We start from the raw sequence: 23648 nt of genomic DNA on the forward strand, positions 1-23648 counted from the left end.
TCGGGCTGGTTAACCTGTCCCAATGCGGCACGGGCGGTTCGGTCGGGCATGATCCGCTTCCTGCTGCGACGGCTGCTCAACTACCTCGTGCTGCTGGCGCTGGTGTCGTTTCTCGCCTACTTGCTGACGTCGCTGGCGTTCTCGCCGCTGGACAACCTGCTGCAGCGCCACCCGCGCCCACCGCAATCCATCATCGACGCCAAGGCCCACGCGCTCGGCCTGGACGAACCGATCCCGCTCCGCTACGCGCACTGGGCGTCGCACGCAGTGCGCGGTGACTTCGGCACGACCATCACCGGCCAGCCCGTCGCCGACGCGCTGTGGCGGCGCGTCGGAGTCAGCCTGCGGCTGCTGGTGATCGGCTCGGTGGTCGGCACGGTGCTGGGCGTGGCGGCCGGGGCGTGGGGCGCGATCCGCCAGTACCGGCTCAGCGACCGCGTCGTCACCCTGCTGGCGCTGCTGGTGCTCAGCACGCCCAGCTTCGTCATCGCCAACCTGTTGATCCTCGGTGCGCTGCGGGTCAATTGGGCCTTCGGCGTCCAGCTGTTCGACTACACCGGCGAGACGTCGCCCGGCGTCGGCGGCGGATGGGCGCAGCTACTCGACCGGTTGCGGCATCTGATCCTGCCGTCGCTGACGCTGGCGCTGCTCGCGGCCGCGGGCTACAGCCGCTATCAGCGCAACGCGATGCTCGACGTCCTCGGCCAGGATTTCATCCGCACCGCCCGCGCCAAGGGGCTGACCCGCCGGCGCGCGCTGCTCAAGCACGGGCTGCGCACCGCGCTGATTCCGCTCGCGACGCTGTTCGCCTACGGGGTGGCCGGGCTGGTCACCGGGGCGGTGTTCGTCGAAAAGATCTTCGGCTGGCACGGCATGGGCGAATGGCTGCTGGTGGGCGTTTCGACCCAGGACACCAACATCATCGCGGCGATCACGTTGTTCTCCGGCACGGTGGTGCTGCTGGCCGGGCTGCTGTCCGACGTGTTCTACGCGGCGCTCGATCCCCGGGTGCGGGTGTCATGAGTACGTCCGCGGCGCAGGGGGTTTCGGGCTCGGAGGTGACGGAGTTCGCGTCGCGGCGCACCCTGGTGCTGCGCCGGCTGGCCCGCAACCGGCTGGCGGTGGCGTCGCTGGCGGTGCTGGTGCTGCTGTTCGCCGGGTGCTACGCGCTGCCGTCGCTGCTGCCCTACTCCTACGACGACCTGGACTTCGACGCGCTGCTGCAACCGCCGAACGCCCGGCACTGGCTGGGCACCAACGCGCTGGGCCAGGACCTGCTGGCGCAGATCCTGCGCGGCATGCAGAAGTCGATGCTGATCGGGGTGTGCGTGGCGGTCATCTCCACCGGCATCGCGGCCACCGTCGGGTCGATCGCCGGGTATTTCGGCGGCTGGCGGGACCGGGTGCTGATGTGGGTGGTCGACCTGCTTCTGGTGGTGCCCGGCTTCATCATCATCACGATCATCACGCCGCGGACGAGAAAGTCGTCGGGCATCCTGCTGCTGGTGCTGCTGCTGGCCGGGTTCGGCTGGATGGTCAGCTCGCGCATGGTCCGCGGCATGACCATGAGCCTGCGTGAGCGCGAATTCATCCGCGCCGCAAGGTATATGGGGGTCTCCAGCCGCCGGATCATCGTCGGCCACGTGGTGCCCAACGTGGCGTCCATCCTGATCATCGACGCCACCCTGAACGTCGCCGCGGCCATCCTGGCCGAAACCGGCCTGAGCTTCCTGGGTTTCGGCGTCCAACCGCCCGACGTGTCGCTGGGCACGCTGATCGCCAACGGCACCCAGTCGGCGACCACCTTCCCCTGGGTGTTCCTGTTCCCGGCCGGCGTGCTGGTGCTGATCCTGTTGTGCGCCAACCTGGCCGGCGACGGTCTGCGCGACGCCCTCGACCCGGGCACCCGACCCCAGTGAGCGCGCTGCTGGAGGTCGGCGACCTGGCCGTCACCTTCCCCACCGACGGCCAGCCGGTGACCGCGGTGCGCGGCATCAGCTACCACGTCGAGCCCCGGGAAGTCGTGGCCATGGTCGGCGAATCGGGGTCGGGCAAGTCCGTGTCGGCGATGGCGGTGATGGGCCTGCTGCCGGAATACGCGCAAGTGCGCGGCTCTGTCCGGCTGCACGGCACCGAGCTGCTCGGGCTGTCCGACCACGCGATGTCGCGGTTCCGCGGCAAGGCGGTCGGGATGGTTTTCCAGGATCCGATGTCGGCGCTGACGCCGGTCTACACCGTCGGCGACCAGATCGCCGAGGCGATCGAGGTGCACCAGCCGCGGGTGGGCCGCCGGACCGCGCGGCGGCGCGCGGTCGAACTGCTTGAGCTGGTGGGTATTTCGCAGCCGGAGCGACGGGCCCGAGCGTTTCCGCACGAACTGTCGGGCGGCGAGCGGCAGCGGGTCGTCATCGCGATCGCGATCGCCAACGACCCCGACCTGTTGATCTGCGACGAGCCGACCACCGCCCTGGACGTCACCGTGCAGGCGCAGATCCTCGACGTGCTCAAGACCGCCCGCGACGTCACCGGCGCGGGGGTGCTGATCATCACCCACGACCTCGGCGTCGTCGCCGAGTTCGCCGACCGCGCGCTGGTGATGTACGCCGGGCGGGTCGTCGAGTCCGCGGCCGTGGCCGACCTGTACCGTGCCCGCCAGATGCCCTACACCGTCGGGCTTTTGGGGTCGGTCCCCCGCCTCGACGCCGCGCAGGGCACCCGGCTGGTGCCCATCCCCGGGGCGCCGCCGTCGCTGGCCGGCCTCGAGCCGGGCTGCCTCTTCGCGCCGCGCTGCCCGCTGGCCATCGACGAATGCCGCGCCGCGGAGCCGGAACTCGTCGAGGTGGGGGCGGGCCATCGGGCGGCCTGCATCCGCACCGATCAAGTCGGCGACCGCAGCGCCGCGGACATCTACGGCGTCAACACCTCCGCCCTTTGCGGTTCGGCCGGCGACTCTTCGGTAGTTGTGCGGGTGCGCGACCTGGTCAAGACCTACCGGCTGACCAAGGGCGTGCTGCTGCGCCGCGCGGTCGGCGAGGTGCGCGCCGTCGACGGCGTCAGTTTCGAGCTGCGGGCGGGCCGCACGCTGGGCATCGTCGGCGAGTCGGGGTCGGGCAAGTCGACCACGCTGCACGAGATCCTGGAACTGGTTGCGCCGCAGTCGGGCTCGATCGAGGTGCTGGGCAGCGACGTCGCTGCGCTGAGCGCGGCGGCCCGGCGCGCGCTGCGCCGCGACATCCAGGTGGTGTTCCAGGACCCGGTGGCGTCGCTGGACCCGCGGCTGCCCGTCTTCGAGTTACTAGCCGAACCGTTGCGGGCCAACGGGTTCGGCAAGGGCGACACCCACGCGCGGGTCGCCGAGCTGCTGGATGTGGTGGGGTTGCGTCGCGCCGACGCGGCCCGCTATCCCGCCGAGTTCTCCGGCGGCCAGAAGCAGCGCATCGGCATCGCGCGGGCGCTGGCGCTGCGGCCCAAGATCCTGGCCCTCGACGAGCCGGTGTCTGCCCTCGACGTGTCCATCCAGGCGGGGATCGTCAACCTGCTGCTGGATTTGCAGGACCAGTTCGGCCTGTCGTATCTGTTTGTGTCCCATGATCTTTCGGTGGTCAAGCACCTGGCCCACGACGTGGCGGTGATGTATGGCGGCGCGATCGTCGAGCAGGGCGACAGCGAGCAGCTGTTCGGCAACCCGCAGCACGAGTACACGCGGCGGCTGCTGGCGGCGGTGCCGCATGTCTAGGGGCTTTCTCGGCGCCGAGACTGCGCTCAGCGCGCGGTTTGGGGGCTCTTGCACGCTCTGGGCGCAGTCTCGGCGGGGGGTGGGCGTGTTGGTGGCCGTGTTGCTGGCCGGGTGCTCGCCGGCGATCGACCTGGCACCGCCGGCCGGCAACAACGCCCGGATCGGCAGCACCAGCGACCTCAACCCGCGCGACCCCGCCACGCTGCGCGACGGCGGCAGCCTGCGGCTGGCGCTCAGCGAATTTCCGCCGAACTTCAATATCCTGAGCGTCGACGGCAATTCGGCCGAGATCGCGTCGCTGATGAAGGCCACCCTGCCGCGGGCGTTCACCATCGGCCCGGACGGCTCGACGACCGTCGACACCGACTACTTCACCAGCGTCGAGCTGACCGGCACCGACCCGCAGGTCGTCACCTACACCATCAACCCGAAGGCGGTGTGGTCGGACGGCACGCCGGTCACCTGGCGCGACATCGCAAGCCAGATCCACGCGCTGAGCGGCGCCGAGAAGGAGTTCGCGATCGCCGGCTTCGGCGGGGCCGACCGGGTGGCCTCGGTGACCCGCGGGGTCGACGACCGGCAGGCCGTCATGACCTTCGCCAAGCCCTACGCCGAGTGGCGCGGCATGTTCGCCGGCAACGGCATGCTGCTGCCGGCCAGCGCGACCGCCACGCCCGAGGCCTTCAACAAGGGCCAGCTCGACGCCCCCGGCCCGTCGGCGGGACCGTTCGTCGTGTCATCGCTGGACCGGACCACGCAGCGAATCACGTTGACCCGCAACCCGAAATGGTGGGGACCGCGGCCGCGCCTGGACAGCATCACCTACCTGGTGCTGGACACCACCGCGCGGCTGCCGGCCCTGCAGAACGACACGATCGACGCGACGGGCATCGCCTCGGTGGACGAGCTGACCATCGCGCAGCGGACCAAGGGCATCTCGATCCGGCGCGCCCCCGCCCCGAGTTGGTCGCACTTCACGTTCAACGGCGCCCACGGGGCGATCCTGGAGGACCGGGCGCTGCGCGTCGCCGTCGCCAAGGGCATCGACCGGCAGACCATCGCCAAGGTGGTGCAGTACGGCCTCACCAGCAACCCGTCGGCGCTGGGCAACCACATCTATGTCGCCGGGCAGGAGGGCTATCAGGACAACGGCGCCGTCGTGCCCTACGACCCGGCCGCGGCGAGCCGCGAGCTCGACGCCCTGGGCTGGAAGCTCAACGGGCAGTTCCGGGAGCGCGACGGCCGCCGGCTGGTGATCCGCGACCTGTTCTACGACGCGCCGAGCAGCAAGGTGTTCGCGCAGATCGCCCAGCACAGCCTGGCCGGGATCGGCGTCAAGCTCGAGCTGGTCTCGAGGTCGGGTAATGGCTTTTTCACCAACTACATCAACGTCGGGGACTTCGACATCGCGCAGTTCGGTTGGCAGGGCGACGCGTTCCCGCTCTCCGGGCTGACGCAGATCTACCAGTCCGACGGGGCGAGCAACTTCGGCAAGATCGGCAGCCCGGAGATCGACGCCGCGATCGAGCGCACCCTCGAAGAACTCGATCCCGCCAAGGCGCGGGCGCTGGCCAACGAGCTCGACAGGCTCATCTGGGCCGAGGGGTTCAGCCTGCCGCTGACCCAGGCCACCGGCGTCGCCGCGGTGCGCAGCACGCTGGCCAACTTCGGCGCGCCCGGCCTGGCCGACCTGAACTACACCGCGATCGGGTTCATGCGGACCTGACCCGGCGCCACGGCTTCGGGGCGGGCAGCGCAGGGACCGCGGCCTCCGCGACGGCGGCCACCTCGATCGCCTTCCACAGCAACCGAATCGAGGGCCGCGGCGGCAGCGCATCCAGCGCGGGAGCCCGAGCGGCCAGGCCGTCGAGGTCGCCGCGGCACACCGCCCCGGCGATGTGCAGGGCGGCGGGCTCGCGAAAGTCCAGGGCGCTGTGCGCGGCGGTGGGAAGCTTCATCAGCACCGAGCCGGGCACCAGCGACGCCACCCGCTGGGCGACCGCCGGCGGGGTGATGAGATCGCGGCCGCCGGAAATCACGACGGTGGGCCAACCGAAGTTGGGCAGCTCGGCGGGCAGGTCGTAGGGCTCGTCCTCGAAAGCCACCCGCTGGGTGCGGGTTTCGCTTTCCGCCACGGCCGGGTCGAGCGGCAGGCCGTCGGGCTCGGCGGCGTAGTCGAGCTCGCGAAACGCGATGCGACTCACCAGGTCTTCCTCGTAACGGAATGGCAGGTTGCTCAGGGTGGCGAACCGGGATATGGCCCACCACAGTGCCTTTCGGCCGTCGAGCAGCAGATCGAGCTGCCGCTCGAGCAGCGCGGTGCCGCCGTAGCCGTAGATCGTCGCGACGACCTGGGTCGCCGACGCGGTCATCACCCCGGCGTCGACGAGCTCGCGGACTTTGGGTGCCAGGGGCGCGGTTTCGGGGCTGTCGCCGCGCAGCAACAGCCGGCGGATCGCGCGGCGCACGATCACGATGTCGTGCCGTGACAGCAGCGGCGAATCGAGGACCATCGCCCGCACCCGGTCGGGGTGGCGGACGCCGACCCCCTCCGCGATGTAGGTGCCGTACGACGTTCCGTAGACGACGGCCGAGTCGATGCGGGCGTCGTCGAGCACCGCGGCCACGTCGTCGACGACCTGGTTGACGGTCAGCGCGCGGGGCGGCAGGTCGGCGCCGTCGTCGTCGTGGCGCGACAGGCCCACACCGCGATGCTCGATCATGATGACGTCGAGGCCGGCGGCCGCGGCGCGGCGGCGCAGGCCCCGGTACATCTGCACCGACGCCACGCCCGGGCCGCCGGGGATGATCACCAGCGGGTGGGCGGACTTGCGGCCGCTGCGCACGTAGTAGAGGTCGAACTCGTCGGCACTGCCCGGCGAGACCGGCCTGCGCACCGCGCGAACGCCGGGCAGTGCGGCCAGTTTCTCCCGCGCCCGGCGCCGTTTGGAATTCATGGTCATCGGTCTTGCCGCGGCCGTCGCGCGCTAAACGCTAAGCGGTGAGGTCGATGCGGTGCGCGCCCGCGACGCCGTCGTAGCGGTCCGGGCTGCACGTCAGCACGATGACCTGTCCGTGGACGCCGACGGTGTCGAACACCCGCCCCATCCTGGCCAGCCGGTCGGGATCGGTGAAGCCCAGCGCGTCGTCGACGACCACCGGGACGGTGTCCTCCTTGGCGACCAGCGCGGCGCCGGCGAGCCGCGCCAGGATGCCGAGCTGTTCCTTGGCCCCGCCGGACAGCGAGTCGTAGGGCACCGTGACGCCGTCGAGGGTGCGGCTTCGGATGCACAGGTCGCTGTCGATGTCGACCTCGAAGGTGGGCCCGAACACCGGGCGGCCGAGCCGCTGCAGCTCCGCGCGGTAGGGCTCGACGTAGCGTTGCCGGGTGGTGTCGCGGTGGCGCGTCATCACCGAGCGCAGCAACTGCGCGGCCCGCGCGCGTTCGCCGATGCGGGCGTGCCGGCCGGCGGCGTGCTCGCGTTCGGCTTCCGCGGCGTCCAGCTTGCCCTGGCGGCCCTCGGTGCCGAACACCGAGAGTTCGATGTCGATCTCGCGCCGCGCCTGTGCGGCGTGTTCGTAGCCTTCGTGCAGCTCGTCGGCTTCGGCTGTCGCGGCGGCCAATTCGGCGTCCACGGCGTCGGGTTGCGCTTCGGCCAGCTCGGCGGTGAGCCCGGTGACCCGTTGCTGCGCGCTGTCCGCGGCGCTGCGCCCGGCGTCCGCCGTCGCCGCGAGGTCCTCGTCGCTCACCGACGCGCGCTCTTCGGCCAGCCGTTTGGTGGCGGCGTCCAGCTCGGCGCGCTGGGTCTCGCGGTTGTTGGTTAAGACCGTTGCACGCGTTGCCACTTCGGCGCGTGCGGCGTCGGCGGTGGCCGCGGTGTGGCGGCGCGCCTCGCAGTCCGCTTTGGCCTGGGCGAGGGCGGTCTCGGCGGCCTGCAGCTCGGCGCGGGCGGCGGCCGCGTCGACGGCGCAATCGGGTGCATCGGCGCGCAACTGCGCGAATCGCGCGCGCAGTTGGTCCTCCTGCTCGTCGCCGCATAGGCCGGCCAGGGTGGCGCTCAATTGGTCGTACCCGGCTTGCAGATGGCGGCGCCGCTGGCCGGCGAGCCGTGCAGCGGCGAGGTCGGCTACCTCACCGTCGGCCAGCGCTGCCGCCAGTTCTTGTTGTGCCGCGACGTGTTTGGTCTGCACATCGAGTGCCGTCGCGCCGGGAACGACACGGGCGGTCACGACACCGACAACCTCGACCTCGGTGGTGCCGGTCACGGTGGTCGCCCAGCTTTGACCGCGGCGCAACGACATCCGTTGGCCACCGACAGTGACCTCGATGTCGGCGGCGGCGGTCAGCTCCACCCCCGCCGAGATCGACGCCAATTGGTCACCGGTGCGGTCCACTGCGGCGGCGGCGTTTTCGATTCGCTGCAGCAGCTCCTCGGTGAGAATGATGGCGGACAGCTCCGCGCAGATCCGGTCGCGGTCGCTCCCAATGGTGTCGATCTTGGCCAGCGCCAGAAAATCGACTGCGCGCCTGGCGGATTCGGCGCGGTGCTGCGCGTCGGCCAGGAGCTGGGCGGCCTGCTCGGCGGCGGCGTTCGCTTGTTGGGCGGTGGCGTCTGCCGACGTCCGCGCGTCGGCGGCCTGGTGCGCGTCGGCGTCGGCGGCGGCGACGGCCGCGGTGCGGGTTTGGATCTCGGCGAGCAGCCGCGCGCGCCCGTCGTGGGCGGCGGTCGCGGCGGCGCTGGTGGCGGCCGCGGCGTCGGCGAGCAGCCTGGCCTCGCGCGCGTGGTTGTTGAGTTCGGCGATGCGGTCGGCGGCTTTGCGCGCGGCCGCCAGCCGGGGGGCGGCGGCGGCGCGTCGTCGGGACAGCTCGGCCACCTGCTCGGTCAGCTCGGCGTGGCGCCGCACCCGCTCGTCGACCTCGGCGACCGCCGCCGCGCATTCCGCGACCGCCGTCTCGGCGTCTTTCAATCTTGTTATGGCGCCGGACCACTCGCCGGTGGGGCGTCCGGTCGGGGTGAAGTACCGGGCGTACTCGGCGTCGATGCGCTCGATGAGCAGCGGCTCGGTGCCGGACGGTGCGTCGGATTGCGCGCCGGCGGCCACGTCGAGCGCGCGGGACAGCGCGTCGCACCCGGACAGGTCCACCGCGGCCGTCGACGTCGCCTGCAGCACCCGCTGGGCGTGCCACAGGTCGTTGTCCACCGTCTCGGCCAGCATGGCGCGGACCCGGTCGTGGGCCTCGTCGCCGGTGAGCTGTTCGCGGCGCGGCGCCAGCACGGTCAGCTCCGTCTCGGGCTTCTTGTGGAACCGCTTGCGATACACGAAACGGTAAGGGCCGCAGCTGATTTCGGCGGTGACCTCGGAGCCGACGTCGCTGTGGGTGGGCTTGACCTGTTTGACGTCCTTTTTGGTGGAGCGGTCGCGGGATTCCAGGAGCAGGTCGAGCGCCTCGATCATCGACGACTTGCCGATCTCGTTGGCGCCGCAGACCACCACCACGCCGTGGTCGGGGAAGTCGACCTCGCGGTGCGCGATGCCGCGGAAGTTGGCGAGGACCAGCCGGTGCAGCCTCACGCGGCACCCCGATCGGCCAGGCGCAGCAACAACGCCAGCGCGGCCTGCGCGTCGGCGGCGCCCGGGTCGTCGTCGTCGCGGGCGGTGGCCACCAACTCGTCGACGGCGGCGGCGGCGAACCCGCCGATGCCGAGGCCGGTGAACTCGCCGTCGGCGGGGATGACCGCCAGGTCGGTGTGGCTGTCCCAGGTGCGCAGGTGGGCGAACAGCCGGGCGTAGCGGTCCAGGCACGCGTCGAGCGCGGCGCGGTCGGTGACCGTCAGCGAACCGGTCAGCGCCAGGCGCACCACGGTTCGGTCCTTGTCGGTCATCAGGTCCAGGTTCATGTCGAGGTCGGTGATGTCGCGGCCGTTGTCGACGTGGCGGTGCAGCGTGACGAAGCGCCAGCGGCCGACGTCGCGGGGCGCGACGGTGACGTCTTGCTCGATGTCGACGACGAGGACGTGGCCGGGGTCGGATTCGACGTCGTCGAAGTTGGTGACCTCCGGTGAGCCCGAGTACCAGACGCGACCGCCGTCGCCGACTTGCGTCAGCGAATGCTTGTCCCCCAGCGCGACGTAGTGGATCACGCCGCGGGTCAGGGCGTCCTCGAGGGCGGCGAGCCGGATCAGCGAGGGCTTGTCGCGGTCGGGGTCCAGCACGTCGACGCCGCCGTGGGCGACGAGGATCCGGGTGACCGGTTGGGGGGTCAGGGTGTCGAGGACCTCGGCGACCAGGTCGGTGGTCGGGGCCTTGGATCGCCAGGGCGCGGCGACGATCTCGACGCCCGGCCTGATTTGGTGGACGCCGGCCCGGTCGAGGACCGTGACGTTGTCGGGGCAGTCGGCCTGGAACAGCGCGCTGGTGTAGACCGACGACGCGTCGAGCGGATCGTGGTTACCGGGCAGCAGGTAGACGGGAATCCCGATGGCGCGCATGGCTTCCAGTGACTGCCCGATCACCTGCGGGGCGAGTTGGTTGTGCTCGAAGACGTCGCCGGCCACCACGACGAACTCCGCGCCCACCTCGTCCGCCAGCTTTCCGAGACCGGCCACCGCGTCGCGGCGGGCGGCCGAATATTGCGGCTGGGCGTCGCCGGCCAGGAAGTGCCGGGTCATGCCCAGCTGCCAGTCGGCGGTGTGCAGGAATCGCATCCCGGCGGCCCCCTTTCTTGGTCGTGACGAAGTCTAGGGCGGGTGGCCGACAAGTCCGGGGAAGCGCACCGGCACGCCCCCGGGTTCGTGCGTCGCGGGCTAGACCGATTCGATGGAACCGAACGCCGGGTTGCTGCGTCTAAGGAGGCTCTTGGCGCGCGAAATTTCTTGTGTCACTTTGGTTTCAGGGGTCACATTGTCCGATTTGTTGTCAGTGGTGCTTCGTAGTGTCGGGGGCATGAGCGCGAGCAGTCGTGAGCAGATCGTCGAAGCCTTCGACGCCCTCGACGCCGACCTGGACCGGGTGGGCGAGCTGTCCTTCGAAGCCTTGACCACCCCGGAACGGCTGCGCGCGCTGGAGCGCCTCGAGCGCGTCGCGCGCCGGCTGCGCACCCCCCAGCACGCGCTGATCAACCAACTCCGCGCCCAAGCCGGCGAGGCGGAACTGGGCGGCACGCTGCGCCGCGCGTTGGCCGACCGGCTGCGCATCACCAAAGCCGACGCCGTCCGGCGCATCGACGACGCCGCCGACCTCGGTGTGCGCCGCGCCCTGACCGGGCAGGTGCTGGCGCCGCGGCTGAGCGCGACGGCAACAGCCCAGCGTGATGGGCTCATCGGGGATGGGCACGTGAAGGTGATCCGCTCGTTTTTCGACCACCTGCCCGTCGAAGTCGACGTCTCGATCCGGGAGGCCGCCGACAAAGACCTGGCCCGCAAAGCGTGCGGCTACCGGCCTGATGAGTTGGCCAAATACGCCCAGCGGATCATGGACTGGCTGCACCCCGACGGCGCCTACACAGAACAAGAACGCGCCCGCCGGCGCGGCATCGTGTTCGGCAAGCCCGAATACGACGGCCTCTCACGCATCAGCGGCCTGGTCACCCCGGAGTTGCGCGCGGCCATCGAGGCGCTGCTGGCCAAGCTCGCCGCCCCCGGGGCGTGCAATCCCGAAGACGACACCCCCGTCGTCGACGACCCCCCCGACGAGGCCGCGGTGCGCCGCGATCACCGCAGCACCGCCCAACGCAACCACGACGCATTCCTAGCCGCCCTGCGCGCCCTGTTCGCCTCCGGCGATCTGGGCTCGCACAACGGGCTGCCGGTGGGCATCGTGGCGATCACCACCCTCGCCGAGCTCGAGGCCGCCGCCGGCAAAGCCCTGACCGCCGGCGGAACCCTAGTACCCATGGCCGATGTCATCCGGTGGTCGCAGCACGCCCATCACTACCTGGCGATCTTCCACCACGGCAAGGCGCTGGCGCTGTATCACACCAAACGCCTCGCGTCCCCCGCCCAGCGGATCGTGTTGTACGCCAAGGACCGCGGCTGCACCAAGCCCGGCTGCGACGCCCCGGCCTACCACAGCCAGGTCCACCACATCAACGGCTGGCAAACCACCCGCCGCACCCACATCGACGAACTCACCCTGGCCTGCGGCCCCGACAACCGACTGGCCGAAAACGGCTGGACCACCCGCACCAACGCCCACGGCCACACCGAATGGATCCCACCACCGCATCTGGATCACGGACAGCCCAGAACCAATTCGTTTCACCACCCCGAACGATTCTGCGACGACGACGGCGACGTGCCGTAGTGCTGTGGGGCCGCGTTGACTACGGTTAGCCGATGAGCGGTCGGCGCACGTTGCTGCTGATGCGGCACGCGAAGTCGGACTACCCGGAGGGCGTCTCCGACCACGACCGGCCGTTGGCGTTGCGCGGCATCCGCGAGGCTGGGCTGGCCGGGGATTGGCTGCGCGCCAACGCGTCCGTCGACGCGGTGCTGTGCTCCACCGCGACCCGCGCCCGGCAGACGCTGGCCGACACCGGCATCGAGGCACCGGTGCGATTCAGCGATCGGCTCTACGGCGCCACCCCGGGCACGATGATCGAGGAGATCAACGCGACCGCCGACGCCGTGGCCACGCTGCTGGTCATCGGGCACGAGCCGACCATGTCCGGGCTGGCGCTGATCCTGGCCGCCGAAGACCGCACGGATACCGCTGTCCTGGAACGCATTACGATCAAGTTCCCGACGTCGGCGATCGCGGTGCTGGACGTCCCCGGCGCGTGGGGCGACCTGGAACCGGGCGGCGCCGCGCTGACCGGTTTCGAGGTCCCGCGCTAGCGACGCGGCACCGCCCTACGAGTTCGTCGCGAGCGTCAACTCCATCAGCTTGATCGCCTGCCCACACGCGTCGATGCCGGGCGCCTGCGGGTTGACCCACCAGCCCACCACGCCCGCCGCGTTGCTGGCCACCCCGCACGCACCGTTCGGGTCGTCCGGGCGCATCACGATCGACTCGATGCCGGCGATCGAGCGGTTCTCGACCTTGTATTTGAGGAAGTCGGCCACCTTGCGCTCGTTGCTCAGGCTGCCCTGCTCGAACCAGAACCGGGTGATGTCGATCAGGCCGGCCGGATTAGCCGCCTGCCACCGGCAGATCGCGCCGACGAACGTGCTCTGAATATCCAGCGGATCGGCACCGACGGTCTTGGCCAGGATGTCGCTGGTCAACACCTCGCACTCCTTGAGCAGGTTCGGGTACTGCTGCTGGGAAGTGTTGTTGCGCGGCACGTTTCCGCCGGCCTTCACGGCGTTGCCGCCGATCGAGCGCGAGCAGCCCGTCACCACCACCAGCGCGGCCAGCACGACGACGAGGCCACGTACGCTGCGTCGGATCATTTGGAGTTCGCAATCGACTGGCGGGCCAACTCTTTGGCGATGTCGCAGGGCGGCGGGAACGGCTTCTGGCTGAAGCTGACCGACCACTCGATGAAGTCGTCCTGGAACTGGATGCCCACCTCGCACAGCGAGTCGCCCAGGGTGGGCTCGTTGCCGACGGCGATGAACCCGCCGTGGCCGTTGATGTTGATGTCGTCGACGCTCGCGCGCGACAACTCCTCCGTCTTGCGCTCGCGCCCGATGGGGCTGCCGCGATACCAGGAGAAGGAGAAGTGTGGGCCGAGAATGCCGCCACCGGCCAGCCACTGGCACCCGACGGAATTGCGAGCGGTGTTCACCAGCCCGCTCGCCCGGGTCAGCTCGGCCACCGTCTGGTCGCTGACGCCGCCACATTGCGGGAACATCGGCCCGTGGTGGCCGTCGGAGCTGCCCGGCGTCGACGACGCCGTCGCTCCCGGCTTGTTGTCGCCGGAATCCGAGCAACCGGAGATCAGAATCGTCAGGGCCGATACCACGAGGGCCAGCGCCCTAACCTTCCTTCTTCCGGTCACACGATGCACTGTAGCGGCAGCCCCGGGTCAACCGGCGAAGCCGCGCCTGAGCAGGCGTTTCGCGGCGGTGCGGGCGACCGCGGCGCCCGCCGTGTGCGACAGTAGCGACATGCTCCTGGCACTGCTGCGCCAGTACATCCGGCCGTACCGCGGGCTGGTCGCGGTGCTGATGGCGCTCCAGCTGACCAGCACGCTGGCGTCGCTGTACCTGCCCACGGTCAACGCCGCGATCATCGACGAGGGCGTGGCGAAGGGCGACACCGCGACGATCGTCCGGCTCGGCATCGTGATGCTGGCGGTCACCGGGCTGCAGGCGTTGTGCGCGGTCGGGGCCGTCTACTTCGGCTCGCGCGCCGGAATGGGCTTCGGCCGCGACCTGCGCTGGGCGATCTTCGAGCACGTCACCACCTTCTCCGAACGCGAGACCGCCCGGTTCGGCGCGCCGACCCTGCTCACGCGCAGCACCAACGACGTCCGCCAGATCCAATACCTGGTGCAGATCACGGCCACGGTGCTGATCACCGCGCCGATCATGTGCGTGGGCGGAATCGTGATGGCCATCCACCAGGAGGCCGCGCTGACGTGGCTGCTGCTGGTGAGCGTGCCGGTCATGGCCGTGGCCAACTACCTGATCATGTCGCGCATGCTGCCGTTGCTGCGCCGCATGCAGGGCCTCATCGACGGCATCAACCGGGTGCTGCGAGACCAGCTCTCCGGGGTCCGGGTGGTCCGGGCGTTCGCCCGCGAGGGCTTCGAGCGCGACCGGTTCGGCCGCGCCAACGCCGCGCTGTCGGGCACCGCGCTGACGGCCGGCAATTGGCAGGCGCTGATGCTGCCGGTGACCACGCTGACCGTCAACGTGTCCAGCGTCGCGCTGATCTGGTTCGGCGGGCTGCGCATCGACCGCGGCCAGATGCAGGTCGGCTCGCTGATCGCGTTCCTGGCGTACTTCACCCAGATCCTGATGGCGGTGCTGATGGCGACGATGACGCTGGTGGTGCTGCCGCGCGCGGCGGTGTGCGCCGAGCGGATCACCGAGGTGCTCGCCACCCGCGCCGCGGTGGGCAACCCGCCCGACCCGAGGTCCCCGGCCGGCGGGATCACCGGCGTGGTGCGGCTGGACGGCGCGACGTTCACCTATCCGGGCGCCGATCGCCCGGTGCTGCAAGACATTTCGCTGACCGCGCGGCCCGGCACCACGACCGCGGTCGTCGGCAGCACGGGCTCGGGCAAGTCGACGCTGGTGTCGCTGATCTGCCGGCTCTACGACGTGACCGGCGGGGCCGTGTTCGTGGACGACGTCGACGTGCGCGAATACCACACCGAGCGGCTGTGGTCGGCGATCGGGCTGGTCCCCCAGCGCGGCTACCTGTTCTCCGGGACCGTCGCCGACAACCTGCGCTACGGCGCGGCTGACGCTTCAGACGACGAGATGTGGGAGGCGTTGCGGGTGGCCGACGCCGACGGGTTCGTGCGGGCCCACGATGACGGGCTGCAGATGCGCGTCGCCCAGGGCGGCGCCAACTTCTCCGGCGGCCAGCGCCAACGGCTGGCGATCGCGCGGGCGGTCATCCGCCGGCCCGCCATCTACCTGTTCGACGACTCCTTCGGCGCGCTCGACGTGCACACCGACGCGCGGGTGCGCACGTCGCTCGCGGAGGTCGCGGGTGGCGCGACGATGATCGTTGTCACCCAACGCGTTTCGACGGCCGCCCTGGCCGACCAGGTGGTCGTCGTCGACGACGGTCGGCTGGTGGGCGCGGGCACGCACTCCTCGCTGCTGGCCGACTGCCCCACCTACGCGGAATTCGCCGACTCGCAGTCGGTGGGCGCCTTACGGGGCGCGCCGTGACGGTCGCGCCCGCCCGCCCCGTGGCCCCCGGGCGGTCCCGCGACTTCTGGGGTTCGGCGGCCCGGCTGGCCAAACGCCTTGCGCCGCAACGGGGCCTGAGCGTCGCGGTGATCGCGCTGGGCGTCACCGGCACGGCGATCGGGGTCGTCGTCCCGAAGATCCTCGGCCACGCCACCGACCTGTTGTTCAACGGCGTCATCGGCCGAGGGCTGCCCGCGGGGATCAGCAAGGCGCAGGCCGTCGCCGCGGCGCGCGCCCGCGGGGACGGCGCGTTCGCCGACCTGCTGTCCGGGATGAACCTGGTGCCGGGCCGGGGCGTGGACTTCGCGGCGGTGGGCAGGACGCTGGCGCTGGCGTTGGCTCTGTACCTTGTTGCGGCGCTGCTTATTTGGGTGCAGGCGCGGCTGCTCAACCTGACCGTGCAGCGCACCATGGTCGCGCTGCGCTCCGACGTCGAGGACAAGATTCACCGGCTTCCGTTGTCCTACTTCGACGGTCGCCAGCGCGGCGAGCTGTTGAGCCGGGTCACCAACGACATCGACAACGTGCAGTCGTCACTGTCGATGACGATCAGCCAGCTGGTGACGTCGATCCTGACGGTGGTGGCGGTGCTGGCGATGATGGTGTCCATTTCGCCGCTGCTGGCGGTGCTCACGCTGCTGACGGTGCCGCTCTCGCTGCTGGCGACCCGCGCGATCGCGCGGCGATCCCAGCGCCTGTTCGTGGCCCAGTGGCAGAGCACCGGGCGCCTCAACGCCCACATCGAGGAGACCTACAGCGGGTTCACCGTGGTCAAGACGTTCGGCCACGCGGCCGCCGCGCGCGAGCAGTTCCGCCGCTACAACGACGACGTCTACCAATCCAGCTTCGGCGCCCAGTTCTGCTCCGGGCTGGTGGGACCGGCGACCACGTTCATCGGCAACATCGGCTACGTCGCCGTCGCCGTGGTGGGCGGCCTGCAGGTGGCCACCGGGCAGATCACGCTCGGCAACATCCAGGCCTTCATCCAATACGTCCGGCAGTTCAACGCACCGCTGAGCCAGGTGGCCGGGATGTACAACACCCTGCAGTCGGGGGTGGCCAGCGCCGAGCGGGTGTTCGACCTGCTCGACGAGCCCGAGGAGCCAACGGATCCCGTGCCGGTGCTGCCACGCGGCGGGGGGCGCGTCGAGTTCCAGCGCGTCAACTTCGCCTACCGCCCGGCCGCCCCGGTGATCCACGACCTGTCGCTGTTGGCCGAGCCGGGCAGCACGGTGGCGATCGTCGGGCCGACCGGGGCGGGCAAGACCACGATGGTGAACCTGCTCATGCGGTTCTACGACGTCGACTCCGGCCGGATCCTGGTCGACGGGGTCGACATCACCACGGTGAGCAGGCAGTCGCTGCGCTCGCGGATCGGCATGGTGCTGCAGGACACCTGGCTGTTCGACGGGACGATCGCGGAGAACATCGCCTACGGGCGGCCCGGGGCCACCGAGGCGGAAGTGGTCGAGGCCGCCGCGGCGGCCTACGTCGACCGCTTCGTGCACACGCTGCCCGCCGGCTATGCGACCCGCGTCTTCGGGGATGGTGCCAACCTCAGCGCCGGCGAGAAGCAGCTCATCACCATCGCCCGGGCGTTTCTGGCCCGCCCGCAGCTGCTGATCCTGGACGAGGCCACCAGTGCGGTGGACACCCGCACCGAGGCCCTTGTGCAGCGCGCCATGCGCGAGCTGCGCCGGGACCGGACGAGTTTCATTATCGCGCACCGCCTTTCGACGATCCGCGACGCGGACCGGATCCTGGTCGTGGACGACGGCCGTATCGTCGAGCAGGGCAACCACGCCGAGCTGCTGGCGCGCCGGGGCGCCTACTACGCGATGACGAGGGCCTAGACCCCGGACGCCAAGGATTCGTTGAGGATCCCCCAAGTGGGCGGCGCGAACCTGGGCGCATGTTCTCGCCGCGCATCATCGGAGCTTTGGGTGCCGCCGCCGTCGGGCTGTCGGTCGCGACCGCCGGTACCGCGGGGGCCGATGGGACGGCCAACGATGAGGTGTTCGTCGCGCAGTTGGCAAGCCAGGGAATTACGTTCGGCTCGCCAAGGGAAACCGTCCGGCAGGGCCAGCAGGTGTGCGCGGAGCTGGGCGCCGGCAAAAGCAAGGTCGCCGTGTCGCTGATGATGATCCGCGACGCGCAGCTGTCCGCCCGGCAGGCCGGTTATTTCGTCGGCGCCGCGGCGGAGGCGTACTGCCCCTAGTTCGCCGAACGTGCAACCACGGCGGAAAAAATCGCGAAATCTCGCCATGGCGTCACGCTCGGCGAAGGGTTCGTATCACAATTGCAAGACGATGATGGACAAGCGTCTCGAGTTCGGCCTGCTCGGACCGTTGCAGATGAGCGTGGACCGCGCCCCGGTGCCGCCGGGCACCCCCAAGCAGCGGGCGGTGCTGGCGATGCTGCTGATGAACCGCAACAGCCCCGTGGGCATGGACCGGCTCACCACGGCGCTCTGGGCGGACTCGCCGCCGTCGGGGGCGCGGGCCAGCATTCACTCGTACGTGTCCAACCTGCGAAAGCTGCTCAGCGGGGCCGGGATCGACTCGCGCATCGTGTTGGCCGCGGCGCCGCCCGGCTACCGCCTGACCATCCCCGACACCGCGTGCGATCTCGGCCGATTCATCGCCGAGAAGACCGCGGGCGTGCAGGCGGCGGCCGCGGGCCAGTTCGAGCAGGCCGGCAAGCACCTGTCGGCGGCGTTGGCGGAATGGCGCGGAGGCGTGCTCGAGGATCTGCGCGACTTTCAGTTCGTCGACACCTTCGCCACCGCCCTGACCGAGGAGAAGATCCTCGTCCACACGGCCAAGGCCGAGGCCGAGATCGCCTGCGGACGCGCCGTTGCCGTGCTCACCGAGCTCGAAGCGCTGACCGCCGAACACCCCTACCGCGAGCCGCTGTGGGCGCAGCTGATCACCGCCTACTACCTCACCGACCGCCAAACCGACGCGCTGGCCGCCTTTCGCCGGGTCAAGCAGACGCTCGCCGACGACCTCGGGATCGACCCGAGCCCCACCCTGCGCGCCCTCAACGACCGGATCCTGCGCCAGGAGCCGTTGGACGTCAAGAAGACCGCGGCGACCACCGCCGCCGTCACGCTCACGGTCCTGGACGAGCACACCAGCGTCTCCGACCGCAACGCGGTGGCGTACCTGCGCGAAAAGTCCGGGGAGAGCTACCCGCTGCACGAGGCGACGACGCGCATCGGTCGCCTCAGCGACAACGACATCGTCCTGGCCACCCCGAAGGTCAGCCGCCTGCACGCCGTCATCGTCGACACCGGCACCAGCTGGATCATCAACGACATGCGCTCGTCCAACGGCGTGCACGTGCAATACCAGCGCATCCGCAAGGCGACCACGTTGCGCGACGGCGACCACGTCCGCCTCGGCGAGCACGAGTTCACCTTCGAGATCGCGGGGAACTAGCTCAAACGGGTTGGCCCGCAATCATTGTTGATAGGGTCGGCGCAGTTGCGGTTTGCCAGGGAGGACCGATGAGCGGGGCGCCGGGCTCGCGGGCAGGGTCGACATTCGGGCCTTACGAGCTCAAACGTGCGCTCGGGCGCGGCGGCATGGGCGAGGTCTACGAGGCCGAACACACGGTCAAAGGGTGGACGGTGGCGCTCAAGCTGATGTCGGAATCGGTGAGCAGCGACCCGGTATTCCGCGAGCGGATGCGGCGCGAGGCCCGCATCACCGGACGTTTGCAGGAACCGCACGTGGTGCCCATCCACGACTACGGCGAGATCGACGGGCAAATGTTTTTGGAGATGCGCCTCATCGAGGGCACCGACCTGGACAGTTTGCTCAGACGGTTCGGCGCGCTCAGCCCGCCGCGCGCGGTGGCCATCCTCACCCAGATCGCCTCGGCCCTGGACGCCGCGCACGCCGCCGGCGTGACGCACCGCGACGTCAAGCCGCCCAACATCCTGGTCACCCGCGACGACTTCGCCTACCTCGTCGACTTCGGCATCGCCAGCGCCACCACCGACGAGAAGCTCACCCAGCTCGGCACCGCGGTGGGAACCTGGAAATACATGGCGCCCGAACGGTTTTCGGACGGCGCGGTGGATTACCGCGCCGACATCTATTCGCTGGCCTGCGTGCTCTACGAATGCTTGACCGGGTCGCCGCCGTACGCGTCCGGCAGTGCGGGCGTGCTCGTCAGCGCCCACCTGATGGAACCCATCCCCCAGCCCAGCGCCAAGCGTCCGGGCATCCCCCGGGCCTTCGACGCGGTGATCGCGCGCGGCATGGCCAAGAGACCCCAGGACCGCTACGCCAGCGCCGGCGACCTGGCACGCGCCGCGCACGAGGCGCTCACCGACCCCGGGCGGACCCAGGCCGTCGACATCCTGCGCCGCAGTACGGAATCCACGCTGCCGAAGATCCCGGCGCCGCAGCGACCCGGCCCGCCCGTCGGGCAGCCGCCCCGGCCGCCCGCGCCGGCTGGGGCCGGCCCCCTGTGGCCGGCCCCGCCACCGCAGTTCGGCGGGCCGGCACCGTTCCCGCCGCCCCCGCCGCGCCAGCGCAACCCGTGGGCCATCGTCGCCGGCGTTGCCGCCGTCGTGCTCGTCCTCGTCGTCGTCGCGGTCGGCGTCTCGTTGGCCGTCGGCAACGACGACGACCAACCCCCCAACGCCGCCGCCACCACCACGACCACGACGACGGTTACGGCGACCACCACGACCCCGCCGCCGTCGAGCGCGCCGCCGGGCGCGCTGAACCGGCTGCTGGGCCTGCTGCCGCCCGGCTACCCGGCCGGGACGTGCCAGCCGGAAAAGCAGGCGATGCCGGGCGCCATCGCGTCGGTCATGTGCGGGCAGAACACCGATCCCAACGGGCCCACCGTCTCGGCCTTCGGCCTGTATGCGGACCTGCCCGGCGTGCAGGAGGCCTTCAACGGATTCACCGGAACCGACACGCTCGTCAAGTGCCCCGGCGACAAGGCCTCACCGGGCACCTGGTGGCACAACAAGGACCCCGACACGATCCTCGGGCAGATCGCCTGCGGCACCTACAAGGGCGATGAGCCGCAGGTGATCTGGAGCAACCAGCAGACCCTGGTAGTAGCGGTCGTCAGCGGCAGAGCCGCGGGGCCGAACATCGATCAGCTGTACAAGTGGTGGTCGTCGCACTCTTGACGTCGCGCCTTGCGTGGGACCACAACGCCTATTACCACCGAGCGCTGCCGCGCCGGCTGCCGCCGCGCTGCGGGCGGGTGCTCGACGTCGGTTGCGGCGCGGGCGCATTCGCGGCGCGGCTGGCCTGGGTGCTGGCCGCCGTCGTGCTGCCGCGCAGCGACGTGCCCCGCGAGGCGCCCACCGAAATCGTTGCGGCGGTGGCCAATCGGGCGTTCGGCGCGGCGTTCGCGGGGCTGCGGGCGACCGGCCGCGGCGATTGGTACGGGCTGGACCCGACCGACGCGGCGATGCCGAAGGTCGTCGACCCGCCGCTGAGCACCCGTCAGGCCCGTGCCGTGGTGGCCGCGACCCTGCCGGGCGGCCGCGTGCGCCGCCTGCTGTTTTGGCGTTATCTGCTGCTTTGGCGGCGTCCGGAGGAGATGCGCCCCTGATACTCTCGGCGGGTCCGGGGTTTGCTTTGGAGGGTCATAGATGAGCGACGCGCAGGCCTCACGGGTGGGCTCGATGTTCGGGCCCTACCACCTCAAGCGGCTGCTGGGCCGCGGGGGCATGGGCGAGGTCTACGAGGCCGAGCACACCGTCAAGGAGTGGACGGTGGCGGTCAAGCTGATGTCGGACACGTTCAGCAAGGACCCGGTGTTCCGGGAGCGGATGAAGCGCGAGGCCCGCATCGCCGGCCGGCTGCAGGAACCGCACGTGGTGCCCATCCACGACTACGGCGAGATCGACGGGCAGATGTTCATGGAGATGCGCCTGATCGAGGGCGTCGACCTGGACACCGTGCTCAAGCGGTTCGGCCCGCTGACCGCGCCGCGCGCGGTCGCCATCATCACCCAGATCGCCGCGGCGCTGGACGCCGCTCACGCGGCCGGGGTGATGCACCGCGACGTCAAGCCGCCCAACATCCTGGTCACCCGCGACGATTTCGCCTACCTGGTCGACTTCGGCATCGCCAGCGCGACCACCGACGAGAAGCTGACCCAGCTCGGCACCGCGGTGGGGACCTGGAAATACATGGCGCCCGAACGGTTTTCCAGCGACGAGGTCACCTACCGCGCCGACATCTACGCGCTGGCGTGCGTGCTGCACGAGGCGTTGACGGGCGCGCCGCCGTACCGCGCCGACAGCGCCGGCACCCTGGTCACCGCCCACCTGATGGAGCCCATCCCGCGGCCCAGCGCGCTGCGCCCGGGCGTGCCCAAGGCGTTCGACGCGGTGATCGCGCGCGGCATGGCCAAGAAGCCGGAGGACCGCTACGCCAGCGCGGGCGATCTGGCCCTGGCCGCCCACGAGGCCCTCAGCGACCCCGATCAGGACCACGCCGCCAACATCGTGCGCCGCAGCCAGGAGGCCACCCTGCCCGCCGCCGAGGCGACGCTGGCCGCCACCGCCCTGGCGCCGCCGCCCCCGCCCGTCACCCCGCCGCCGACACCGCCGAATCCCTATCCCCCGCCGGCAGGCCCGAGTTCGGGGCCCATGCCCGCCGCCGGCCCGTACTACCAAGGGGGCAGCGGGAACTGGGGCGGCCCGCCGCCGGGATTCGCCGCGCCCGCCCCATGGGGTCAGCCGCCGCCCAAACGCCGGCGCAACCCGTGGCCCATCGTTGCCGCCGTGGCCGTGGTGATCGTCCTCGCCGTCGGCGGCGTCGGGATCTGGCTATTCACCCGTCCGGCCCCGCCGCCGCCCCCGCCGCCGCTGGACCCGGTTCCCCCCGACCGGCTCAGTGCCATGCTGTTGGACCCGTCGGGCATCAACTCCGTCATGGAGTCGTCGTCGATGACCCCGGGCGACCCCATCACGTCGATGGACACCTCCCCGGCGACGATTTCGATGCCGAGCTGCCAGGGCGCGCTGTACACCAGCCAGGACCCGGCCTACGCAGGAAGCGGCTACACCGGGGTGAGCGGGCTGGTGTCCTCGGAGCCGGGCGACAACTACGACCACTGGGTCAGCCAGGCCGCGGTGGGATTCCCGTCGGCCGCCAAAGCCAAAGCGTTCCTGCAAAGTTCGGCCGACAAGTGGAAGGACTGCGCCGGCAAGACGGTGACCGTGACGAAAAAGACCAAGGTCCACCGGTGGACGTTCGCCCAACTCAACGGCAGCCCGCCGAAGATCACCATGGTCGAGACGCAGGAGGGCGCCGACGGCTGGGCCTGCCAGCGCGCGATGGGGGTGTCGAACAACGTGGTCGTCGACGTCAGCGCCTGCGGCTACCACGTCGTGGATCAGGGCACGCAGATCGTCGACAAGATCGTCACCAAAGTCGAGAACGAATAGCCAACGCGGACTGCGGGTTACGGCTGTAGGTCGGGCCCCTGGGCGCGCAGGTCGTCGACGGCCGACATGGCGTCGCGCAACTTGGCCAGCCACTCCTCGGTGTGCTCGCCGACCAGCTTGACCGTCCACGCCAGCGCGTCGGCGCGGGAGCGCGCGACGCTGGCGTCGACCAGCGTGTCGAGCACCTGGCGCTCGGGTTGCTTCAGGCGCGTCATCACCGGTACGGCGATGTGGGTGAACAGGATTCGCTCGCCGTTGGATTCGACGCCCCAGGAAACCTTGCGCCCGTAGCGATCCTGGGCCTCGTCGGCGATTCGCATTCGCTCCGAACGGGTTTCCTCGCGGAATCGGGAAACCCGGCCCTCGGTGCGGGCCTCGCTCTGTTGGGTGTCCTCGGCTTCGGCGAGCTTGCCGACGACGGTGATCTCTTCGCGGTCGACGATGACGGTGGGGTCGCCGTCGAACCACGTTTCCGGTAGGCGGCCGGCGAACCATTCCGCCGCGCCGCTGGCGTCGGGCTGCTGGGCCTGCTGCCAGCCCCCGGGGCGGCCGTACCGCCGCGATGTGTGGTGATGCGCTTTCATGATTACATAATTACATCGTTTCAGATGTAAAGGAAGCGCGTTCGCCGGTGGCGAAAGGTGGCGAGGTCCGG

19 protein-coding genes are annotated in these 23648 nt (G+C 70.5%); 13 read left to right on the forward strand and 6 right to left on the reverse strand.

All coding sequences use genetic code 11. From position 1 onward, the window contains the following. Positions 1–48 precede the first annotated feature (48 nt). Genes AC5Y43_RS24240 through AC5Y43_RS24255 form a run of 4 tightly spaced genes read left to right on the forward strand, consistent with a single transcriptional unit; the run spans position 49 to position 5462 of the window. Positions 49–1023, forward strand: a complete 975-nt coding sequence (locus AC5Y43_RS24240; RefSeq protein WP_499976945.1) for an ABC transporter permease — start codon at positions 49–51, stop codon at positions 1021–1023. A 35-nt stretch (positions 1024–1058) separates the two neighbouring features. Beyond that, on the forward strand, positions 1059–1919 hold the full coding sequence (locus AC5Y43_RS24245) for an ABC transporter permease (protein ID WP_499977003.1): 861 nt from the start codon (positions 1059–1061) through the stop codon (positions 1917–1919). Further along, the gene (locus AC5Y43_RS24250) at positions 1916–3736 is read left to right on the forward strand and encodes a dipeptide ABC transporter ATP-binding protein (protein WP_499976947.1); all 1821 of its coding nucleotides are present in this window, start codon (positions 1916–1918) and stop codon (positions 3734–3736) included. The genes AC5Y43_RS24245 and AC5Y43_RS24250 overlap by 4 nt, the downstream gene beginning before the upstream one ends. Next, positions 3729–5462, forward strand: coding sequence for an ABC transporter family substrate-binding protein (locus tag AC5Y43_RS24255; RefSeq protein WP_499976949.1), 1734 nt, complete (start codon positions 3729–3731; stop codon positions 5460–5462). The genes AC5Y43_RS24250 and AC5Y43_RS24255 overlap by 8 nt, the downstream gene beginning before the upstream one ends. Here the strand turns inward: AC5Y43_RS24255 and AC5Y43_RS24260 are convergent. Genes AC5Y43_RS24260 through AC5Y43_RS24270 form a run of 3 tightly spaced genes read right to left on the reverse strand, consistent with a single transcriptional unit; the run spans position 5449 to position 10443 of the window. Further along, positions 5449–6699, reverse strand: a complete 1251-nt coding sequence (locus AC5Y43_RS24260) for an alpha/beta hydrolase (RefSeq protein ID WP_499976951.1) — start codon at positions 6697–6699, stop codon at positions 5449–5451. The two genes, AC5Y43_RS24255 and AC5Y43_RS24260, sit on opposite strands and share 14 nt — an antisense overlap. A 31-nt stretch (positions 6700–6730) precedes the next feature. Then, the gene (locus tag AC5Y43_RS24265) at positions 6731–9310 is read right to left on the reverse strand and encodes an AAA family ATPase (RefSeq protein WP_499976953.1); all 2580 of its coding nucleotides are present in this window, start codon (positions 9308–9310) and stop codon (positions 6731–6733) included. Then, positions 9307–10443: a metallophosphoesterase family protein gene (locus AC5Y43_RS24270; RefSeq protein WP_499976955.1), complete on the reverse strand. Its 1137-nt coding sequence runs from the start codon at positions 10441–10443 to the stop codon at positions 9307–9309. Before AC5Y43_RS24270 ends, AC5Y43_RS24265 begins: the two co-directional genes overlap by 4 nt. Positions 10444–10681: 238 nt before the next feature. On the opposite strand from AC5Y43_RS24270, the gene AC5Y43_RS24275 reads away from it, so the two are divergent. Continuing rightward, on the forward strand, positions 10682–12040 hold the full coding sequence (locus AC5Y43_RS24275) for an HNH endonuclease signature motif containing protein (RefSeq protein WP_499976958.1): 1359 nt from the start codon (positions 10682–10684) through the stop codon (positions 12038–12040). A gap of 32 nt (positions 12041–12072) precedes the next feature. After that, positions 12073–12573 (forward strand): SixA phosphatase family protein, encoded by a 501-nt coding sequence (locus AC5Y43_RS24280; RefSeq protein ID WP_499976960.1) that lies wholly within the window; start codon positions 12073–12075, stop codon positions 12571–12573. 15 nt (positions 12574–12588) lie between these two features. On the opposite strand, the gene AC5Y43_RS24285 is transcribed toward AC5Y43_RS24280, so the two are convergent. Together AC5Y43_RS24285 and AC5Y43_RS24290 are read right to left on the reverse strand one after the other, a co-directional pair. After that, complete coding sequence (locus AC5Y43_RS24285; RefSeq protein ID WP_499976962.1) at positions 12589–13131, reverse strand: DUF3558 domain-containing protein; 543 nt, start codon at positions 13129–13131, stop codon at positions 12589–12591. Beyond that, entirely contained in the window at positions 13128–13682 is a 555-nt protein-coding gene (locus AC5Y43_RS24290; RefSeq protein WP_499976965.1) for a DUF3558 domain-containing protein, read from the reverse strand. The genes AC5Y43_RS24285 and AC5Y43_RS24290 overlap by 4 nt, the downstream gene beginning before the upstream one ends. 109 nt (positions 13683–13791) lie before the next feature. On the opposite strand from AC5Y43_RS24290, the gene AC5Y43_RS24295 reads away from it, so the two are divergent. The 7 genes from AC5Y43_RS24295 (at position 13792) to AC5Y43_RS24325 (ending at position 22993) form a co-directional block, all read left to right on the forward strand. Next, positions 13792–15534 (forward strand): ABC transporter ATP-binding protein, encoded by a 1743-nt coding sequence (locus AC5Y43_RS24295; protein WP_499976968.1) that lies wholly within the window; start codon positions 13792–13794, stop codon positions 15532–15534. Continuing rightward, the gene (locus tag AC5Y43_RS24300) at positions 15531–17408 is read left to right on the forward strand and encodes an ABC transporter ATP-binding protein (protein ID WP_499976972.1); all 1878 of its coding nucleotides are present in this window, start codon (positions 15531–15533) and stop codon (positions 17406–17408) included. Before AC5Y43_RS24295 ends, AC5Y43_RS24300 begins: the two co-directional genes overlap by 4 nt. 59 nt (positions 17409–17467) lie before the next feature. Next, entirely contained in the window at positions 17468–17773 is a 306-nt protein-coding gene (locus AC5Y43_RS24305; RefSeq protein WP_499976975.1) for a DUF732 domain-containing protein, read from the forward strand. 91 nt (positions 17774–17864) lie between these two features. Beyond that, entirely contained in the window at positions 17865–18998 is a 1134-nt protein-coding gene (locus AC5Y43_RS24310) for a BTAD domain-containing putative transcriptional regulator (RefSeq protein ID WP_499977005.1), read from the forward strand. 68 nt (positions 18999–19066) lie between these two features. Next, entirely contained in the window at positions 19067–20716 is a 1650-nt protein-coding gene (locus AC5Y43_RS24315; protein WP_499976977.1) for a serine/threonine-protein kinase, read from the forward strand. Beyond that, complete coding sequence (locus AC5Y43_RS24320; protein WP_499976979.1) at positions 20698–21147, forward strand: hypothetical protein; 450 nt, start codon at positions 20698–20700, stop codon at positions 21145–21147. The genes AC5Y43_RS24315 and AC5Y43_RS24320 overlap by 19 nt, the downstream gene beginning before the upstream one ends. Before the next feature lie 40 nt (positions 21148–21187). Next, positions 21188–22993, forward strand: coding sequence for a serine/threonine-protein kinase PknH/PknJ (locus AC5Y43_RS24325; RefSeq protein WP_499976981.1), 1806 nt, complete (start codon positions 21188–21190; stop codon positions 22991–22993). Between the two features lie 17 nt (positions 22994–23010). On the opposite strand, the gene abmR is transcribed toward AC5Y43_RS24325, so the two are convergent. Then, entirely contained in the window at positions 23011–23577 is a 567-nt protein-coding gene (gene abmR, locus AC5Y43_RS24330) for an ATP-binding transcription factor AbmR (RefSeq protein ID WP_499976983.1), read from the reverse strand. Positions 23578–23648: the final 71 nt, after the last annotated feature.

The organism is Mycobacterium sp. NGS57 (assembly GCF_059812405.1).

Excerpts from the sequence above, each read along its gene's own strand:
- AC5Y43_RS24295 (WP_499976968.1), top strand. The coding sequence starts at position 13,792 with ATGCTCCTGGCACTGCTGCGCCAGTACATCCGGCCGTACCGCGGGCTG.
- AC5Y43_RS24240 (WP_499976945.1), top strand. The coding sequence starts at position 49 with ATGATCCGCTTCCTGCTGCGACGGCTGCTCAACTACCTCGTGCTGCTG.
- AC5Y43_RS24275 (WP_499976958.1), top strand. The coding sequence starts at position 10,682 with ATGAGCGCGAGCAGTCGTGAGCAGATCGTCGAAGCCTTCGACGCCCTC.
- AC5Y43_RS24255 (WP_499976949.1), top strand. The coding sequence starts at position 3,729 with ATGTCTAGGGGCTTTCTCGGCGCCGAGACTGCGCTCAGCGCGCGGTTT.
- AC5Y43_RS24315 (WP_499976977.1), top strand. The coding sequence starts at position 19,067 with ATGAGCGGGGCGCCGGGCTCGCGGGCAGGGTCGACATTCGGGCCTTAC.
- AC5Y43_RS24310 (WP_499977005.1), top strand. The coding sequence starts at position 17,865 with ATGATGGACAAGCGTCTCGAGTTCGGCCTGCTCGGACCGTTGCAGATG.
- AC5Y43_RS24325 (WP_499976981.1), top strand. The coding sequence starts at position 21,188 with ATGAGCGACGCGCAGGCCTCACGGGTGGGCTCGATGTTCGGGCCCTAC.
- AC5Y43_RS24305 (WP_499976975.1), top strand. The coding sequence starts at position 17,468 with ATGTTCTCGCCGCGCATCATCGGAGCTTTGGGTGCCGCCGCCGTCGGG.
- abmR (WP_499976983.1), bottom strand. The coding sequence starts at position 23,577 with ATGAAAGCGCATCACCACACATCGCGGCGGTACGGCCGCCCCGGGGGC.
- AC5Y43_RS24285 (WP_499976962.1), bottom strand. The coding sequence starts at position 13,131 with ATGATCCGACGCAGCGTACGTGGCCTCGTCGTCGTGCTGGCCGCGCTG.
- AC5Y43_RS24270 (WP_499976955.1), bottom strand. The coding sequence starts at position 10,443 with ATGCGATTCCTGCACACCGCCGACTGGCAGCTGGGCATGACCCGGCAC.
- AC5Y43_RS24280 (WP_499976960.1), top strand. The coding sequence starts at position 12,073 with ATGAGCGGTCGGCGCACGTTGCTGCTGATGCGGCACGCGAAGTCGGAC.
- AC5Y43_RS24260 (WP_499976951.1), bottom strand. The coding sequence starts at position 6,699 with ATGACCATGAATTCCAAACGGCGCCGGGCGCGGGAGAAACTGGCCGCA.